This window comes from Dyadobacter sp. NIV53 (assembly GCF_019711195.1).
Classification (GTDB): domain Bacteria; phylum Bacteroidota; class Bacteroidia; order Cytophagales; family Spirosomataceae; genus Dyadobacter.
Map to the genome: position 1 here is coordinate 1,941,399 of NZ_CP081299.1, position 18,595 is coordinate 1,959,993.

At 41.0% G+C, this 18,595-nt stretch carries 12 protein-coding genes; 8 read left to right on the forward strand and 4 right to left on the reverse strand.

Going from position 1 to position 18,595, the window contains the following annotated elements; translation table 11 throughout:
- Nucleotides 1–7: 7 nt before the first annotated feature.
- Both tnpA and KZC02_RS07960 read right to left on the reverse strand, forming a co-directional pair.
- Complete coding sequence (gene tnpA / locus KZC02_RS07955; RefSeq protein ID WP_221393611.1) at nt 8–358, reverse strand: IS66 family insertion sequence element accessory protein TnpA; 351 nt, start codon at nt 356–358, stop codon at nt 8–10.
- Nucleotides 359–912: 554 nt separating this feature from the next.
- Entirely contained in the window at nt 913–1,257 is a 345-nt protein-coding gene (locus tag KZC02_RS07960; protein WP_221393612.1) for a hypothetical protein, read from the reverse strand.
- Nucleotides 1,258–2,582: 1,325 nt separating this feature from the next.
- Between KZC02_RS07960 and KZC02_RS07965 the strand changes: the two genes are divergently transcribed.
- From KZC02_RS07965 to KZC02_RS08000, 8 genes are all read left to right on the forward strand, one after another.
- Nucleotides 2,583–3,641 (forward strand): glycosyltransferase, encoded by a 1,059-nt coding sequence (locus KZC02_RS07965; protein WP_221393613.1) that lies wholly within the window; start codon nt 2,583–2,585, stop codon nt 3,639–3,641.
- Nucleotides 3,638–4,660 (forward strand): glycosyltransferase, encoded by a 1,023-nt coding sequence (locus KZC02_RS07970; RefSeq protein WP_221393614.1) that lies wholly within the window; start codon nt 3,638–3,640, stop codon nt 4,658–4,660. Before KZC02_RS07965 ends, KZC02_RS07970 begins: the two co-directional genes overlap by 4 nt.
- Nucleotides 4,657–5,715, forward strand: a complete 1,059-nt coding sequence (locus KZC02_RS07975) for a glycosyltransferase (RefSeq protein WP_221393615.1) — start codon at nt 4,657–4,659, stop codon at nt 5,713–5,715. Before KZC02_RS07970 ends, KZC02_RS07975 begins: the two co-directional genes overlap by 4 nt.
- Entirely contained in the window at nt 5,715–6,743 is a 1,029-nt protein-coding gene (locus KZC02_RS07980; protein ID WP_221393616.1) for a glycosyltransferase, read from the forward strand. The genes KZC02_RS07975 and KZC02_RS07980 overlap by 1 nt, the downstream gene beginning before the upstream one ends.
- On the forward strand, nt 6,736–7,569 hold the full coding sequence (locus tag KZC02_RS07985; RefSeq protein ID WP_221393617.1) for a glycosyltransferase family 2 protein: 834 nt from the start codon (nt 6,736–6,738) through the stop codon (nt 7,567–7,569). Before KZC02_RS07980 ends, KZC02_RS07985 begins: the two co-directional genes overlap by 8 nt.
- A gap of 910 nt (nt 7,570–8,479) precedes the next feature.
- The gene (locus tag KZC02_RS07990) at nt 8,480–11,716 is read left to right on the forward strand and encodes a SusC/RagA family TonB-linked outer membrane protein (RefSeq protein ID WP_221393618.1); all 3,237 of its coding nucleotides are present in this window, start codon (nt 8,480–8,482) and stop codon (nt 11,714–11,716) included.
- Nucleotides 11,717–11,772: 56 nt separating this feature from the next.
- Nucleotides 11,773–13,200, forward strand: a complete 1,428-nt coding sequence (locus KZC02_RS07995; RefSeq protein WP_221393619.1) for a SusD/RagB family nutrient-binding outer membrane lipoprotein — start codon at nt 11,773–11,775, stop codon at nt 13,198–13,200.
- 29 nt (nt 13,201–13,229) lie between these two features.
- Nucleotides 13,230–14,567 carry an MFS transporter gene (locus tag KZC02_RS08000; protein ID WP_221393620.1) on the forward strand — a complete coding sequence of 446 codons (1,338 nt, stop codon included), beginning with the start codon at nt 13,230–13,232 and terminating at the stop codon, nt 14,565–14,567.
- A 700-nt stretch (nt 14,568–15,267) separates the two neighbouring features.
- On the opposite strand, the gene KZC02_RS08005 is transcribed toward KZC02_RS08000, so the two are convergent.
- Entirely contained in the window at nt 15,268–15,429 is a 162-nt protein-coding gene (locus KZC02_RS08005) for a hypothetical protein (protein ID WP_221393621.1), read from the reverse strand.
- 989 nt (nt 15,430–16,418) lie between these two features.
- Complete coding sequence (locus tag KZC02_RS08010; protein WP_221393622.1) at nt 16,419–18,380, reverse strand: T9SS type A sorting domain-containing protein; 1,962 nt, start codon at nt 18,378–18,380, stop codon at nt 16,419–16,421.
- Nucleotides 18,381–18,595 lie beyond the last annotated feature (215 nt).

Below are 18,595 nucleotides of genomic sequence, written 5' to 3' on the forward strand. Positions count from 1 at the left end.
TAGCGATTCAACTGCCGGTTTCGTAGTTGATCCATCTCCAGCTTTTTTTTAGAACCTTAATATCAAGTGTGGCCTCTCCCAGAGCCCTCTTAAGTTCATCATTTTCTCTTCGCAAGACCTCTAACTCCGTTTTAGAGTGTAGCTGGCCATCATTTTTTATACTCATAACTGCTCCTGATTTTGCATCCTTACGCCATTTATATAGCTGGCTTGATATTAGACCGTGTCGACGACAAAACTCGGGACAAGACAAGCCAGATAAATCCCATTCTTCCACTAAGTAAGCCTTTTGTTGCGAGGTAAGCAATTTTCTTCCTGATGAACTTAGGCGTGCATTCTTAATCATCTCTGATACCATTTCTGTTTCTCGTTTGAGGCTACAAACTGGTCCAATGATTCAAACGGTTAGGAACAACGTTCGTAGTATAGCTTCTCTCTTATCCTGGATCATGTTATCAATACATTGACGAAAAATCCTTATTTAGTTTAGCATAACAAATATCCAGGACTTATAAGATACAACTTGTAAGTGCTTTTTTATTTGATACACAATTTGATAAACAAGTATTAAGTGACTTTTTAGAATGGAAAGATGTCTGTCTACGAATACAATTATAGGATTTGAAGAAATACCAAAATTTTTAAACAGACTCTTAGTGGTTTTTAAACTACTTAAAGGGCAAAGATAAGTTTTTGAAGCAACCTTAGATTAACCTTTTAAACGTAACCCTCTGTAAACCGATTTATCAGACAATAATATCCTTTAATAGCTGATATAATAAAATTTCAAGAACTCATGCTGGTTTTATTTATGAAGTCCAGAAATGCTGCATGACCAAATTACCACTGCTGATTACTCCAATGTCAGACTTCGGCATTGAAAATATTGATGTCAGCTGACGTTTTAATAATTTAATCCGGATTGGTAAATCTTATTTGAATTGCGTTTTTAATTTCTGAAAAGTCATCTGCAGATAGAATTTCTTTTGTCATCAAATTAATATCATTCAAAAATGGTAAAAAATCTGAGATAGATGTTTTAATAGCTTGTATTATAGGGTACTTCCTTTGATCAGCATCAAACTCAGTCACCAAGCTTTTCCATTCAGCTTCCAAGTCTTTCCAGTAAGTAAAATAATCACGGAGCACTGTAGTACTATTGAGGTCTAAATTTTCTACACGAATCAGATAATTATTTTTCAGAAGTTCAGTACTATAAAGGCTGGAATTTCTATAAAGTTTGTATAGCTCAAACATACAGTATTCATATCGTAGGTACTTGTCACTATGGGCAATAACCACAAACGCATCACTTGTGGATTTTCCTCTGTCCCGGTTTTACAACCATAGTATATCCCACTGCGCTGAACGCCAAACAGCTTACATTGGCTACGAATGCTGAGTTTTGACCTAGAATCTACCAGTTGCTTGCGAGTGCCTACCGGGATGAGTTGAGGGCACTGAAAAGTTACACATGTGCCTCATGTTGTTTACGTACCCATTTGTGTGAGGTCATGTAATATCTCCGTTTTTGCAGACATAATTTGAGCCGAGATCAAAAGCCTTAAATGAGCCATGTATGTAATCAATTTGTAATAAAATTATTATATACACAATCATTCAATTAAAAGGGATTGATTGGCATCCTCATAAAAAAAGCCTTGCCTTATGAAAAAGCTGTTACATGCGCTGTTGATCTCACTTGTTTTTGTTGCCTGCAAAAATGATGATACTGAACAGAGCCGGAAATTGCTGCCATTGTGCATATGTGGAAACTCATTGCTTACGAAATACAGCAGACGGTAAAAATCTGGGTTCATGTTGACGAGGAACCGAAGGCAGAAGTACCAACTAATAGCTAATGTATAGGCATTGATTGTATCGGATGCGACACATGGGATATTGAACAAGCTGGAAATGAGCTTATTATACCTCTCTGTGAACCCTTTGCTGACTGAAGGTCAAAGTACATTATGGAATAATCTGAAAGGTTTCAATCAGTTGCAAAGGCAAATTCAGTGTCTTATAGAAAAAAGGTTATTCATCAAAAGGCCATTCAAGGTTAAAAACGCTGTATATGCTTTTTGTTTGGTCCTGGAGGTTAGCGTACCTGGCTAAGCGCGTTTTCACCGATTTGGTTAATCTGCATGACAATGCAGTAAAGAAGGTGTTACTTAATGAATAAATTTCAGTTGTATCAAATATTTCGGGATACCTCAAAAACAAGTTACAACCCACAGTGATAACAATATTCTTACCAATCCATCTTCCTGCAACCGGTTTAAACTGATCGTTGTCGTAAACAAGCAAGTAATACTATTCTGCGGTCGGCCGTTCAATGGACTTATACGCCTAACTCCGACCATTTCCCAATCAAATTTAAATGGGCTTGCCATGTGCCAATGTTAAACTAGCTCAAAAAACTGAATTTATAAATTAGAGAATAGTTTACGGCATGCATTTTATACACATTGTAAGTCAATGATATTAAAAAGCAATGCACATAAGGTTCGATGAACGTTTGTATATGGCCTTTTACGACTGACTGATTATTAGCCATACAGATTCGCGCTGCTCCTATTATGAATATTTTACTTGTATCAGGTCCCGGGATAACACTGAAAGAGCCTTATAACAGCGGTATAGAAGCTTTTATAGTTTCTTTTGCCAACCAACTTGTTGATGAAGGGCATACTGTAGATGTTATTGCGCATGAGGCGGAAGCCAGCGCTAAATTTACGCTGGTAAACCCTTTCACTGTATCTAATAAAGCTGAACCTGATTTTTTTACATGTTTCAAAGAAAAACTTCAGTTCAAAAAGCTGGATGCCGATTTATATGATGTCATTCATTACAACATGTTTTACCCGCATCTGTTGGAGGCAGGATTGCATTTCAATAAAACGTCGTTGCTGACGCTGCATTCACCGGCTGACGAAAAACGAATATCTGCGTATAAAGAACTTTCGCGGCAAAAAGATGTCACATTCGTAGCGATATCAGAAAGGGTCAAACGGCAATGGGACCAGGCGCTTGAGACAGATATGCCGCTTATAAACAACGGTATAAACGTGGATCTTTGGCCCACAAAAAGTTCGGAGGACCGTGCGTATCTGCTGTGGTCGGCACGAATCAACGAAGAAAAGAATGTTGCAGCTGCCATCTGCGTGGCAAAATATATGCAGCTGCCGCTGAAGATTGCTGGCAGAATTGTTGACCAGTATTATTTTGATGAGCAGGTTAAACCGCAACTTAACGATCAAATTCAGTATGTAGGGCACGTGACGCAACACGAACTAAGCAGCTTAGCGAAAAAAGCATCTGCTTATCTCGCAACGGCAACATGGCAGGAGCCGTTTGGTTTGGCTGCATTGGAAATGTTGGCGAGCGGATTGCCAGTTGTTGGCTTTAATACTGCTGTTCCGCCGGATTGGGTGCATGAAAGTGTATTAACAACTGCATCTCTCCGTTGGCAAGACTTGGTAGAGCTGGTTAAAAAGAGTAATGCGATCAGTCCGGGTACATGTAAAGAATTCGCATCGAACATGAATATACAAAATATGACTTTGAACTACGTAAAGCTATATAAAGAAGTATTGTCGCAAAAATGTATTGTTGAAAAAGCTACAGCCGAAATATGAAGATTGCGGTCATAGCCAAAACCAGACTGCCGATCGCCGAGCCATTTCGTGGAGGCCTGGAAGCGTTTACGCACGCACTATGTAAAGAGTACATACGTCTCGGTCACGAAATCACTTTGTATGCACATGCAGATAGCGATCCCGAACTGAATGTAAAAGGATTTTACGGCGATGAGTATCGGGAAAACAAATACTTCGAAATATATGAGAGCGACGAATACCTCTCGATACTTGAAGATATTGAACAAAATGATTTCGATATTGTTCATAACAATTCAACGCATGAGCTACCGATACTTTGGGGCGTGAAGGCTGCAATTCCGGTGGTCACGACAATACATACGCCACCAATAAGCAAATTAAAAGCAGCTGTTAAGATTTGCTCGGGCTCTGAAAATCTTCATTTCGTAATACCTTCAAAGTCCTTTGAAGCTACGTGGCAGCCATATATGAATAACGGTTCAATCGTCATTTACAACGGTGTTGACCTGGATAAGTGGCCGCTCGTACGCACAAGTCAAGACTATCTGTTTTGGTTTGGAAGGATCGTGCATGATAAAGGTCTGGACATTGTGATAGACGCGGCCCACGAACTCAATATGCCCTTAAAATTTGCCGGACCGCTCGACGATAAGAAATATTTTGATGAACAAATCAGTCCTCGAATGACGGAAAAAGATACATACCTCGGTCACTTAAAACAGTCTGATATACACTTGAACATGAAAGGAGCAGCCGCTGTGGTAAATGCCGTGCGCTGGGAAGAACCTTTTGGCCTTACCAACATAGAAGCCATGTCATCGGGCGTGCCGATAGCCGGATTCAACCGCGGTGCTTTTCGGGAATTAGTTAATATGGAGAGTGGAGTTATAGCGGAGCAAAAAAACGTCAAATCTCTTGCAAGAGCAATTGCAGCTGCGATACCGCTTGAAAGCGATAAAGTCAGGCGCCACGCAGAAACATTTTCTTTGAAAACGATGGCTCAGCGCTATATCAATTATTTTGAGAAAGTTCTATGAAAATACTGATTGTTGCCGGACCATTTATCTCGTTGCGTGAGCCATACAATGGTGGCACGGAGGCATTCATCGTCGAGCACGCAAATGCATTGGTGCGCCTGGGGCATATCGTCGATGTGATTGCAAAGGACGCGGACGAAAAAAATCTGTTTCAGGTGATTGAATTTCATGAGAGCCCGCTTAGCATGAAAGATGATTCGTACCGGCCCTGTCCGGAATTGCTCGGCCAGCAACATTATCAAACATTACAATTTGGATTGTTTGACGTGAGCCGTTACGACGTCATTCACTATAATTCATTTATACCCGAAATCTATGCAGTCGGTGCACTTCATAAAATTCCTTGCGTACTTACATTGCATTTGCCGCCGACCGAAAAATTTGTTCTGATGTATCAGTTTTTTACGAAGCATGCTCCGGTCTTATCTGTCGGCATTTCGAAGCGAATGAGCGAACAATGGAAGGCATTCCTCGGCAAAGATGTGGAGGTAATCTTAAACGGAATAGTACTCGATAAATGGAAGTTACATGTTCGAAATGCTGACGGTTATCTATTATGGAGCGGACGTATTACAAAAGAAAAGAACGTTGAAGCAGCTATACATCTTGCCAATTATTTAAAACAGCCACTAAGAATTGTCGGGCCCATATTTGATAAGGAATATTTCCTTGACCGTGTTCAGCCGCAGCTAAACGAACGTATTGAATACATCTCCCATGCCACTCAGCAGCAGTTAAGCAAACTGGCGGCAGGCGCTTCGGCGTATCTGGCAACCGCTACCTGGGAAGAACCTTTCGGGCTGAGTACGGTGGAGATGCTTGCAAGTGGTTTGCCCGTAGTAGGGTTTAATACCGCCATACCTCCGGAGCTTCGCAACGAAAAAGTATCCATATCAGTTGATTCACATGACTGGCGGGATCTTATAGAGCCGTTAGAAACCGCCAAAAAATCGGAACCGGCAGCTTGCAGAGACTTTGCAGCCTCATTTGATATGACAAAAACTTCCGCGGCTTACGTAAACATCTATGAACGCATAGCGAAAAACCCGAGGTGATGAAGAAGCCAACGATATTCTATTTCGTACATGCACACGGGAACGGCCATAGGGCAACATTCAATATGTTGTATCCAGCATTATCAGTTTTTTTCGAGGTTATAGCGATAACGACAAATAATGAAATAAGCAGGTATCTGCAGAAAAAACACGACGTTCAGGCGCTGGAACTTCCTCCAAAATATCCGGCTGGCTACGAAATACCGGAGCATACATTTTCACAAGCTTTTGAAGTTACACCGTATGCGGTCGAGCCAGCAAGTCGGGCAAAAACGCTGGCTGAGGCGATAGAGTTTTATAAGCCAAAAGCTTTTTACTGCGACGGAGTTCCTGAGTTGGCAATCATGGTTCGGGGGATGGGGGTCCCGGTCGTTTTAGTCCACCTGCCCGGAAATGTGATGAACGATCCAACACAGGTTTTTGCTCATGAACTTGCGGATCATATTGTAGCTCATTTTCCTTCTTCTTTGGAACAGGCGGACTACCAGTTTACGTCCAAAACATATTACAGCGGATATATTTCACAATATGCTGGCAGTGAATTGAAGCGAAGCAACCCTTCAGATACCAATAACGCAACAGTCATGTCAGGTTACGATAATTACGATGAAACGGTACTTAAAAACATGACGAAAGATCAAAATACACAGTTTACTATTATCGGTAATAAGCGGTATTATGATTTAGGTAAAAATTGTACACTGCTCGGCCTGGTTAAAGACATTAGGGAAGCTGTTGCTGGGGAAATAGTGATTTCTGCGGCTGGTCAAAACACGATTGCGGAGCTTTTGTCGCTTGGTAAACGTCTGATCCTGCTTCCGGAACCCAGGCCGTATGACGAGCAAGCAGTACATGCAAATGTGTTAGCTAATCAAAATGTTGCGCTGTTGGCGCAGGAAACTTTCAGCGCTGAGCAGTGGCAAAACGTGTTGCAAAAAGCGAAAGTATTTACACCTTTTTATAGAAATTTGGTGAATGCGTCAGCACCTGAAGAGATAGCTCAAAAAATAAAAATCTGGTATGCCTGAATTCAGTATTGTAACGATTGTCAAGGGAAGGCGAAAGCAATTAGCCAATCTGCTTGACTCGATAAAAGCATCGACGGTTCTTCCTTCGGATATACAAGTTGTTTGTATGGACGACCTGGACGGAATTGTAACTCCTGTTGGCTTAAATGTGAACATCCATTTAATTAAGGAAATTCATGAGCTACCATTAGCTGCAGCGCGGAATATGGGAATCGCCGCTGCAAAAACAGGCAACGTCATATTTATAGATGTAGATTGCATCGTATCGCCGACCCTGTTTGCAAATATGCTGATGGCTTTGCAACCGAATAATGTAATTACAGCTTATCCTATGTATCTGCCGGTATTGCCTGACACAGGAAATTATGATGATCTAAAGCATTTAGCAGCAACGCACCCTGCCCGGGAGCACATACCGGCAGGCCAGCCGGTTGAACATTTGCAATTCTGGTCTTTAATATTTGCTATTCAAAAGCAAACGTTTGAAAAAATGGGTGGCTTCGATGAATCCTTTACAGGGTATGGGGCAGAAGATACAGATTTTGCCATGATGTTTCACAAGGCGGACGTTAAGCTGATTTTTGTACGCGATTACGTATTACACCAACATCACGATAAGTACGATCCTCCCGTAAACCACTTTCATTCCATTATCGAAAACGCTACACGGTACAGGCAGAAATGGGATGTTTTACCCATGCAGCGCTGGTTGAGAGCATTTGAAGAAATGGGCTTAATAAAAATCGATCAGGAAGATAACATCACAGTCATTCAAAAACCTATAGATAGCCAGCTAAAAAACAGTGTTTCGGCCAATCCGTATTGATACGTGCATCTGCTACTGTTTTTAGTGTACATTTAAATCGTAACATCAATCTTTCCAATGTTATCCTATTCCCAATCGATTTATTAAGCTGGTCAATTCTGACCAAAATAAAATATCCTTCATTTCAGATATTACAATGGTCAATGGTTCCAAATTTTCCACTTCTACTTCCAGGTATCAATAAGTTTTTCCCCAATTCACCACGCTCCTGTAAAATCTGTTTGTAACATTACTTTTTAGCTTATCAGTTTCGAAAGATCATTCACAGCCTATAGTCCATCGGAAAATATATTACTGAACTTATTTTTTAATGCTCCTGACATACGGTTGTCACCGAGGCCTACTTATTTTGTTTCATTTAAATTAATGCAGCTATAAAATGAGCCTGTACCCAGATTCCTACAATTGTGGTTATCATTAGCCCAATAAATGCATGGAATACTTTTTGTAGACCCAGTCTGAAAGAGCCGGCTACATTACAAACAGTGGCAAAATATAGCAGCTAAACTTATTACACTTCATTTGAGCAATTTGTTTTGCGAATTATTAACTATTCGGGTATTTTTCATCTAACCAACATTTAAAGTGACGAGACAGTGCTTCACAAATTTAGTCATTGCTTCCAGTGATGAGTGATCTGAATATCTCAGTAACAGGCTTACCCTCAAGATAAAATTAAAAAATCATTTTAATACCGGGATGATCCGCTGCCTTTACCGGTATGATACGTCTATGATCAAAATTCCCATTACGGTTTTGAATATGACAGTTGACTTATTTCGCCAGGCAGAAAAATCCGGATTCTGCCAACAAGCTTATTGTAAGCTTGTTAAAACATTTTACAATTCTTAATTATCATTATGAAAAAAAATTACTGTTGATTTTATTAATAATAACTACCGGAAATTCAATGCTATGGGCTCAGGATCTCACAATAAGCGGATTTATAGGTACAAGTGAATCAGATGAAGGGTTTCCGGGTGCAGCAGTACTGGTAAAAGGAACCACCATTGGCACTATTAGCGATGCTAAAGGAGCATTCATGTTAAGTGTCCCTTCGTCGGCTACAACTATCGTCTTCTCGGCGTTAGGGATGCAAACCATGGAAGAACCTATTGCAGGACGTACAACAATTAATATTTTACTTCGTCCGAATACCAAAGAACTTACTGAAGTTGTCATTACTGCGCTTGGCTTAAAAGGAGAACGAGACAAATTTGCTTCATCCATATCTACGTTGGAAGGAAGGGCAATTGCAAAGACCGGAGAAACAAGTTTATTAACAGGCCTGAGCGGAAAGACATCCGGTGTACTGATTACACGCAGCGGCGGTGACCCGGGCGCAGGAGCCTATATTCAGATCAGGGGACAAAATACAATTAACGGCAATGCACAACCTTTATTTATCATTGATGGAGTGCCGGTAAGTAATGCCAGTGATAATGCAGGAACAGCCGCTAACAACGGCATTATTCAGCAATCACGCATTAACGACATAAACCCGGAAGATATCGAACGGATGGAGGTTTTGAAAGGCGCATCTGCTGCGGCCTTGTGGGGAACCAGGGCCGCCAATGGTGTGATCGTAATTACAACTAAAAAAGGACAGAATACGAATGGAAAGGTCAATATTGCCTTTAAATCTACTGTTTCATTTGATCGGGTGAACAAAATGCCTGCATTGCAGCGCACTTATGGCCAGGGCTCGGCCGGGCTTTATCTGCAGGGCAACCGAAACAGTTTTGGTGACCTGATAGCAAGCCGTTCCGGTGGCCAGGATACTTATATCAGCGATCCTGCTTCTCCGGGATATCAGGGTAGCGTTGTATTTCCGGATGGTACAAGCCGCTATGCGATCGCACCCGGCACAGCAACCAACCCGCATGGAGGAAAGAACGATCAGAGTACGTACGATCATACCAAAGATGTATTTCAAACCGGCCATTTCACAGATAACAGCTTGAACATCAGTGGTGGCGACAGCAAGTCAACATTTCTGGTCAGCTATTCCAATCTTAATCAGGACGGAGTTATTAAAGCGTTTAGTAATTACAAGCGCAATACCGCCCGCATTAATGTTGGCAGTCAGTTTACGAACTGGCTTAGGGCCTCGGCCAATGTGGGTTATACCAAAGTGCAGTCTTCAAGAGTACAGGAAGGTGACAATGTGGACGGAATTATGCTGGGCGGCCTTCGTACACCGCCTGATTTTGACAATGCTATTTCTAGCGGAACATTTACAAACCCATCCGGACAAGTATTTAATAATGCGCATGTTTCTTACCGGAATCCCCTGGGAAAAGATTTGAGTACCATTTATTCAAATCCGGTCTGGAATATTAATAACAACAGAAATACCAGTGATGTGGACCGGCTCATCGGAACCGTGCAGCTGGACATTATACCGGTTTCATGGCTGAACATTACAGGACGCACAGGTGTGGATAATTTTACCGATAACCGTTTAGAACGTTTTGCAAAAAATTCAGCTGGTTTTGCAAACGGTTTTTTATCTAAAAACTGGATATCAGAGAAACAGTTTAACACGGATATGTTTGCCAGTGCAAATCAAACTTTTAATAATCAGTTCAGCGGTTCACTTCTGTTGGGTATCAATTACAACAGCCGCAGACGGGCTACGCTTACTGGATCGATCACAAACCTGATTGTTCCAACGGCTCCGGATATTCTGACCAATGCACTCAATTCAAACCTCACGGCAGGCAATTATAATTCCCTCATACGGACTTACGCATACTATGCTCAGGCTGAGTTACAGGCATACAACATGTTTTTTCTGACATTAACAGGCCGTAATGAAAGCGCATCCACATTTGGTTCCAAAACAAAAAACAGCTTTTTCTTCCCGTCAGCTGCATTAGCGTGGCAGTTTTCGAGGTTAGGTCCATTGGAAAACAGTGATGTTTTGAGCTTTGGCAAGCTCCGGCTAACCTGGGGACAAGTAGGTATCCAGCCACAGCCTTATCAGAATTTCACGGCTTTTGGACCGGCATCCTATGGGGATGTTTTCACAAGAGGTTTGACGGCGGCGAGCGCGTTATATGGTGGAGGATACGTCCGCAGCACAACGGCAGGAAATGATTACCTGCGCCCGGAACGAAAATCTGAATCAGAAATTGGCGTAGATCTGCGTTTTCTGAACAACCGGGTCACTTTTTCTGCAACGGCTTATAGCAACCATACCAAGGATGTAATTCTGGCATTGAACGTCGCAAGCGGCACAGGTTTTACTGTACGAAATGTAAATGCAGCCGAGTTGTCCAACAAAGGACTTGAACTGGATGCAAGTGCCAGCCTGCTGCCCAAAGGTGATTTTAGCTGGAATTTGTCTGGAAATTTTTCCCTCAATCGTAGCAATGTTGTTTCACTTGCAGGAGCCTCTGTTTATACACTGCCGGACAGCTACATGCAAAACTCATCTTTAATGCCGGGACAGCCATTTGGTATTTTCTATTCAACTGATTTCCTTAAAAATGAATCAGGAAAATACGTGCTGGATGCAAATGGATTTCCGCAGGGTGGCACTAAAAACGAAATCATCGGTAATCCAAACCCTAAATGGCGGGGTGGTTTGGGAAGTACATTTGCTTACAAAAATTTATCTCTTTATGTTTTGTTTGACCGTATTGCAGGTAATGATTTTTTTAACGGAACCCGCGGTTCGCTTTACAATTTTGGTACGCATGGAGATCAGGGACACACGGTGGTAGCACCGGCGGGCGGCCTGAAAGATGTGAATGGGAACACCATTGCTGAAGGAACTGCTTTTCAGGGACAAATCAGGGATTTTGGTGCCGGACCCGTTGCCATTAATCAGGCATGGTGGCAAGGACGCGGCACAGCATCGACGTCGGCATCTTACAAGCAATTTGTTGAAGACGGAAGTGTGTCACGCTTACGTGAAATAACGCTGGCATATAGTTTAAAAAGTCCCGGTTTTCGCCGTTTCTCACATCTTTCCCAGGTAGATTTCAGCGTGACAGGCCGCAATCTTATTTTATGGACCAAATACACAGGTACTGATCCCGAGGTGAATATTTCCGGAGCCGGATTGTCCCGGGGCCAGGATTGGTTTACGAATCCCAATACGAAGTCTGTATTGTTTAGTGTACGTGTGATGTATTAATGGTGCTCAAAATAATTGGAACCAATGGTTTTGATAATTATAATCTATAAAAAAATATGAAAAAAATATTTGCAGTTAAAATAGTACTGGCCCTGCTGGTGACCCAAATGATGGGAAGCTGCGAGCAGAGTTTTGATCAGCCCGACATTAAAAACAACCCGAATGCTGTAACAAATGTGGACATTGCCACATTGCTTGCAGGTACCGAGCTGGGCGTATCCATGTTACACGAAGACACTGATGTTCGCATTGCTTCCATGTGGGCCGGCGAACTGGCCGGTTTGTCGCGGGCCCATCAGGGATTTGGTCAGTACATTGTCTCATCCCAGACTTTTAGCTGGAATGTTCTTTATCCTGTTGCCAGCCAGGCGCGATTAATTCAGGCAAAAGCTGATGTACTTGGTGATAAATGGACAAAGGGTATTGGCCAGGTTCTGGAAGCCCTGGTTATTGCCAAAGCGACTTCTCTGTATGGTGATGTACCTTACAGCCAGGCATTTGATGAAACCAACTATCCTACCCCGGTATTTGACAAACAAATTGTTATCTATAAAGCCCTGCAGTCAACACTTGATAATGCGATCATCAACTTGTCCGCTCCAACAGGATTGGCTTTTTCACAGCAGGACTTTTTATATAAAGGCGACGTAATCAAATGGAAAGCTGCCGCAAACACACTCAAGGCCAGGTTATACCTGCACACGGCAGAGTACGACAATGCAATTGCAAGCGCTGCCAATGGTATCAAAAGTCAGACAGCTGATATGCTTATCCCTCACGGTACAAGCCTGGGTATAGACCAGAATCAAAATTATGATTTTTTCCGAGTTAACCGTGCAGGTGATACCGGTTTCGACGGTGCCTATCTGCCAAAATTAATGCAGTCGCGGATTACATCGGCCAATACCAAAACCGATGAAACTGCACTCTACTATCATTATTTTAAAACCGGCATAATTGCACCCGGCAGTCTGGATGCTAATACAACCGACGGAGCTTTTACGGCAAGCTCGCAGCATCCTGTTTTAACTTTTTATGAAAATGAGTTGATTATTGCAGAAGCACAGGCACGAAAAAACATGAATTCGGAGGCACTGATTGCATTAAATGCAGTGCGTACAGGGTTGGCAGGCGGCTACCTGAACGGCGCCACTTTGCCATCCAGCGGACGGAAATATGAATCATATATACTGAATGATTTTTCAGCAACGGGTCTTGCAAATCCAACTCAGGCCGCCACGGTTCAACTGGCACTACTTCAGGAAATCATAGCCCAGCGCTACATCATATTTTTAATGCAATATGAAGCATTTAATGATTACCGGCGACTGGCGAAAGCCGTTCCGGTTATGCAATTGCCTATCACTTTATATGCCGGCAGCCGCAAACCACAACGTTTCATTTATCCTCAAAACGAGATTGCCACCAATCCAAATGTCCCAACTCCCCTGCCTGACCAATTTACAAACGTCCCAATTTTCTAAAAGAGCACCTGCCGGCCAATCAACGTCTTATGAAAAGTAAAAAATTACCTGCATTGTCAGAAAGTACGAATTTGAGATATGCCAATTTTATTGCACTATATTTTGCAGAAGGACTTCACATGGGAATGCTCTTTGTCGGTATTCCGGCCTGGCTGGCCATGCAGGGAAAAACTCCAACAGAAATTGGTGGCTTTGCAGTCGCTTGCTCACTACCCTGGACGTTTAAGTTTATAGCAGCCCCGCTTATGGATCGATACACTTATTTGCCCATGGGGCGAAAACGTCCCTGGGTAATTTTTGGCCAAATCGGCTTAACATTAAGTTTCGTGGCAATGGGTTTTGTGCCTGATCCGCTTCATAACCTGGATCTTTTGATGGGAGCGGCTTTTGTCGTCTCCTGTTTTGGTGCCCTTCAGGACGCAGCTACTGACGGGATGGCTGTCGATGTGCTTGCCGACCACCAACAGGCACGTGCTAACGGGTTTATGGGCGGGGCAAGAATGATTGGCAGTTCGCTGGCGCTGGCTGTTGGCAGCTGGCTGTTAAGTTTATATGATTTTACAGTTGCCATACTTGTAATCTCGGCTATGATTGGCCTTATGACACTGGTGCCGGTCTGCCTGCGTGAGCAGCCGGGTGAAAAAATCCTGCCCTGGGGAGATGGCAAAGTATCTGTACAAAATCAAACATTACAGGTTACGAGCTGGTCAACAATTTTGAAATCCTTATGTAGTCTTTTTCGCTTAAAGGATTCTCTGCTTGTTGCGGCACTCATGTTTGTTTCCATGGGTTCTTACAATTATTTTGAAACACTACTCCCAATATTTGCAGTTAAAATTACCGGATGGACCAATACATTATATTCTCAGGCCTTTGCTACTGCTGATCTGATTGGTGGCATTGCAGGACTTTTAATTGGCGGTTATCTGATTGAGCGATTTGGGAAAAAGCGCATGATCGGTACCTATTTTTTTCTGATCATGTTGATAACGAGCACGCTTATTCTATCAACGTCATATTGGGAAAACAGTACCTTTCTTTACGGCTTTATAATTATTTACAGGTGGCTGAATGCCTTTGCTAAAATTGGTGTTTATGCCATCGCTATGCAATGCTGTTCAAAAAAAGTTTCTGCAAGTCAGTTTACCTTTTATATGACCCTGGGTTCGCTGGGTTCCATGGTTGGTGCCACACTGATTGGCCCCATAAAAGAAAATTTTAGCTGGGATATTACATTTTTCTTATTTGTGATCATGCTTGCCCTGGCATGGCTCATTATGTACTTTTTAAACATTCCCAGACTTTCTGACCATATCACAAAATCTGAACACACACAGGCCGATCATCATGTATTGGTAAATATTTAGAGGTAGCATATATACCTAAAATTTGTGGACAATATAACCTATCTACACTCCTGTTTTTTTGCATAAAAAAAACTTGCACAGCACAAATTCATATCGCCATATTCATGAATAAGGCAGGTCACAGTATGCCAGATTTTATAAAAAAACGGAGGTTTTGTTTTACTTGCCGTCTCATAATCGGTCTCTTAATTGCCGCATGTAACACAATCTATTTACTGACAGGTACTCCTTTAGTTCATAAATCACAGTGTAAGTCATTGAGGTATTAATGATGATGGGTTCCTTATAAAATGTAATATTGTTATACCAAAGGTTCAAGAGAATTCCTTCATATCTTTCTAATTAAGCATTCATGCTTTGTTCTAAGATAAACACAATTGCTATCACAAAAATTTTATTTAATTGGGGCAAAACAACTCAATCGTATACTTCCCCCGCGAGTTGCTCGAACGGCTTTATTCATACCTGAATGCAGTTATAGTCAATTCTCAGCACTTACAAACTCCCGGATAAATCAGCTGAGCAAAAGGAGAAGTTCATAAATTGATTTTACACGAGTCATAGGGAAAATTGAACGTTTGAGTAATTGAGCCCATAGTTTTCACAATTTTGTCCTTCATTTTGATTTTGCCAAGAGCCGTAAAGAACTCACCCTCGGCGATCAGGTTTTCAACCATAAATTTTGGAGGCACTATATATGCTATGGCCATATACTGCCGGACTGCTCCTTACCGCATAGGATCTGGTCGCACACAAATGTCCATTCAATATCGTCTGTGCAAAAAGAAAAAAATCCCTCATTGTCGCCTTCAGTGATTGCTGCATTTGCCTTTTCCAATATCGCTTTGTTGTTCAATTCCATTTCCATATTGTGATAAATGCATACCTTGAATCCCAAGCATTTATTCCAATTTCCTTTTTTCAGATAAGTTAAAATTGTTTACAATCCCAACGTGTCCTACTCAATACTGATTATTATAACCGGGTGAAAGCATCAGATAAATTAAAACCAGTGTTAATAAATCGGGAAGTATTTGAATAAATTATGTCCTGTTCGCCCAACATGAATGAAACATTACTATCTGCAAAATTTATAATAAGGTGCTTTTGCATTTTTAAACCATCTTTTAATAACTCGTTTGTCACAGGCACGGATAGCGAAAAGTTTTGGCTGTATAGTGCTTTGGTTAAATAAGCATAGAGATCATCAACCGTCTGAAAATCTACCGGATCAATTAACAAAGTCGGATCATTAGCTTTTACAAGTTGTAAAAATATTATATGTATTTTATTAAGGTAAAGGTTCAAATTCAATCAGCTTCGTTTTTTGAGATTATTAAAAATTCAGATTAAAGTATTTCACTCCCATTTGTAACAAAATCGTAGGTTTGCGGTATTAAGGTTCACTTTAAGGGAGAATACACCATCACCGTCATCATGTATTACCATGTTATCTTTTTTCCAATCAAACGATGTATAGAATCTATTGAAATTTTTAATGACCTAATTGCTAATGCATCCAATCCAGACTTACCGATTATTGTAGATTTTAATACCGGGAAAATGTTGTCGCTTGTACTTTTTCAAATCTATTGCAAAATGACCTTCTCTCATGGTGCCAGATATAATACCTTTAATGATATGCTCACTAGTTTTACTTGCCGATAACTTTTATTCAAATACATATTAAGCGACCATTTGTAGCAAATCTCCAGACTTGCATTTATCCGGGTTCAAGGTCGATTACTGAAATAGATTCAGCTAGGCTAAGTCACTATAAGTTTAAAAAAAATACATATCATGCACAGGTATGCTTTACCCGAATTAATCTTTAGCAATCAAAGGCTGTTTTTACTTTTGAACCGTAATTTTCTTTAAATATTCACCTGTTTGAAAGATATAAGTTCCGGATTGTAAATTTGATGTGGATATGGTCTGCGAGGGCTTAGCCGGAAGATCATAAATTATTTGTCCGTTCAGATTTAGAATTTTAATATTGCGACTGGTATGTGGAGCATCAATTGTTACGCTGATTGTCGCTGGGTTTGGATATACATTAAAGCTATCCTGAGCTGAATTAATCCTTATAATCCTTGAGTATGAAACATTACCATTATAATCCAGTTGTTTTAACCTGTAAAAGTCGGTAGAGGAATAGGAAATATCTAAAAACCGGTACGTCGACTGTAATGCTGTATTTCCTTTGCCATCTGCAAATCCAATTTTTATAAAAGATTTGGCATCCACGCTCCGCTCAATTTCAAATCCGGTATTGTCAAATTCCTCCGTGGTATGCCATTCCAGGAGATTTCCGTTAAGGGTATGTTTTCCCGTAAAACTGGCTAACGTTACAGGCAACGGATTATCGGCCTGCATATAATCATTGCTATAAAGGGTTAATTGCGGAACCTTTTTGTTTGTAATCACTACGCGGTAAGTGCCTGCTTCGCTCATCTTATATGAACTATCACCCACGACTGTTGCAACTTGCACATCGTTTTTGTACCAGTAATAGGTATTGTTTTCAATGGTTCCACCTGCATGTACCGATAGTACGCCGATGTTGTTTATTAAAGGTAAAAACGCCTGAGACTGCAACTGATCTATCACGGAACTATTGGTTTCTAAACCATCAAATGTAAAACGGTTATCGCTCAGGTTTATGTCGCTATCTTCTGGTTTCATTTTTAAATCAGGAACTCTGCCTGAAAATCTGTTTGAATGAAGATATAAATATTTGAGATTTGGCAATGTTCCAATAAAATCAGGAATATTTCCGGAAAGACGTGCACTCGATAGATTGAGCCAGGCAAGTAAGGTCAGATTGGCAAACGTAGAAGGAATTTCACCATATATCTGATTTGTACCCAATGACAAATCTATCAAAGATGTCGCAAGCCCTAATTCATCCGGAATTGTCCCTGATAATTGGTTGCCAGCCAAGGAAAGCCCGCTTAAATTGATGAGTTTCCCCAGTTCTGGTGGTATGGAGCCACTTATATTATTATGAGTCAAAGATAGATCTTGTAATTTGATGCAGTTTCCTATTGCCGCAGGAATTACTCCTGACAACATGTTACTATACAGATGTAATGTTTCAAGAACAATCAGATTCCCGATGGATGTTGGTATAAAACCGGTCAACTGGTTATTATGTAAATAAATGGTTTTCAAATTTACAAGATTTCCTATTTCAATCGGAATAGTTTCGCTTAGCTGGTTTTCACTAAGATAAAGATCTCTTAATTTTTTCAGTTTTCCCAATTGAACCGGAATGCCTCCTGTCAGTTTGTTTGCCGATAATTCAAGTAATTCCAGTGACGCAAGATTTCCTAATTCCAATGGGATTGATCCCGTAAATTGATTTGCAGCAAGATGTAACCGAACCAACGAGGTTAGTTGGCCAAGCTGTGCTGGAATCACTCCGGTAAGTTGGTTATATGGCAAATTGAAATGGATAAGTTTTTTCAGATTTCCAAGTTCTGCCGGGATCTCACCTGTTAAATTATTTATGGCCAAGTCCAGATACGTCAATTCACTTAAATTGCTCAGGCTAGCCGGAACATTTCCGGAAAGGTTCTTTTGTGGCAAACTAATCGAAGTAACCCGTCCGCCATTACAACTTACTCCCTGCCACCCACATGGATTGTCTCCGGGCAACCCAGATATATCCCAGCCATAAGTAGGGGCGGCCCAACTTGAACCATTTGTGGATTTAAATAAATCGATAAGCGCTAATCGATCACTTTCAAGAGATTGAGCATGGATTTGATATGTAAACAAAAGAGCAAACAAGGAGGAGAATAACTTCATATAAAAAATTTAACAAGTAAAACTGATCGCATGGCAAGATAGATTATATTATCAAAAGGGCGCTTGAATTTGTAGAAAATATTGTATAAAAATACAGATTTGATGTTTTATCATGTCTGCTTTACTTGCAAGGCTTAATGTTGATAATTATTTAATTTTGCTTATTGACCAAAAAAAGTTCCGATGATTTGTTATCGGTTCGTTTAGTAAGACTA